2 rRNA genes are annotated in these 1368 nt (G+C 49.8%); both read left to right on the top strand.

The window, feature by feature from the left end:
- A 23S ribosomal RNA gene (locus Q0890_RS13630) occupies positions 1-1137 on the top strand; the annotation flags it as partial.
- 144 nt (positions 1138-1281) lie between these two features.
- A 5S ribosomal RNA gene (gene rrf, locus Q0890_RS13625) occupies positions 1282-1368 on the top strand; the annotation flags it as partial.

The raw sequence follows: 1368 nt of genomic DNA, 5'->3' as shown, positions 1-1368 counted from the left end.
CAGTCGCAGATACCAGGCTGCTGCAACTGTTTATTAAAAACACAGCACTCTGCAAACACGAAAGTGGACGTATAGGGTGTGATGTCTGCCCGGTGCTGGAAGGTTAATTGATGGGCTTAGCGTATGCGAAGGTCTTGATCGAAGCCCCAGTAAACGGCGGCCGTAACTATAACGGTCCTAAGGTAGCGAAATTCCTTGTCGGGTAAGTTCCGACCTGCACGAATGACATAATGATGGCAGCGCTGTCTCCAGCAGAGACTCAGTGAAATCGAAATCGCAGTGAAGATGCTGTGTACCCGCGGCTAGACGGAAAGACCCCGTGAACCTTTACTACAGCTTTACATTGAACTTTGACCTGACTTGTGCAGGATAGGTGGGAGGCTATGAAACCGAGACGCTAGTCTTGGTGGAGCCAATCTTGAAATACCACCCTGGTCATGTTGGGGTTCTAACTCAGGTATAACAATACCGAGGACAATGTATGGTGGGTAGTTTGACTGGGGCGGTCTCCTCCTAAAGAGTAACGGAGGAGTACGAAGGTGCGCTCAGAACGGTCGGAAATCGTTCATAGAGTATAAAGGCAAAAGCGCGCTTAACTGCGAGACCCACAAGTCGAGCAGGTACGAAAGTAGGTCTTAGTGATCCGGTGGTTCTGTATGGAAGGGCCATCGCTCAACGGATAAAAGGTACTCTGGGGATAACAGGCTGATACCGCCCAAGAGTTCATATCGACGGCGGTGTTTGGCACCTCGATGTCGGCTCATCTCATCCTAGGGCTGAAGCAGGTCCTAAGGGTATGGCTGTTCGCCATTTAAAGAGGTACGCGAGCTGGGTTTAGAACGTCGTGAGACAGTTCGGTCCCTATCTACCGTGGGCGTTGGAAATTTGAGAGGATCTGCTCCTAGTACGAGAGGACCAGAGTGGACGAACCACTGGTGTTCGGGTTGTCATGCCAATGGCATTGCCCGGTAGCTACGTTCGGATGGGATAACCGCTGAAAGCATCTAAGCGGGAAGCCCACCTCAAGATTAGATTTCCCTAAAGAGCCGTTCAAGACTAGGACGTTGATAGGCAGGGTGTGGAAGCGCAGCGATGCGTGTAGCTAACCTGTACTAATTGCTCGTTTGGCTTGACCATACAACACCCAAGTGGTTTGTAGCTATCTATCAGAACTCAGTTCTATAGTTAGACAAGCATTATATCGATATCACCTATTACTCTTGATTCAGTCAAGTAGTGTGATAAGTCATACAAAACACAGACTCATATCTAACCCCCTTTGCTGACGACAATAGCACGATGGCACCACCTGATCCCTTCCCGAACTCAGAAGTGAAACATCGTCGCGCCAATGGTAGTGTGGCTCCG

It is taken from the genome of uncultured Psychrobacter sp. (assembly GCF_947488565.1).
In the GTDB taxonomy this organism is placed as follows: Bacteria; Pseudomonadota; Gammaproteobacteria; order Pseudomonadales; family Moraxellaceae; genus Psychrobacter; species Psychrobacter saeujeotis.
The sequence above is the reverse complement of the archived record's forward strand: the minus strand, read 5'-3'. Positions and strand labels throughout refer to the sequence as shown.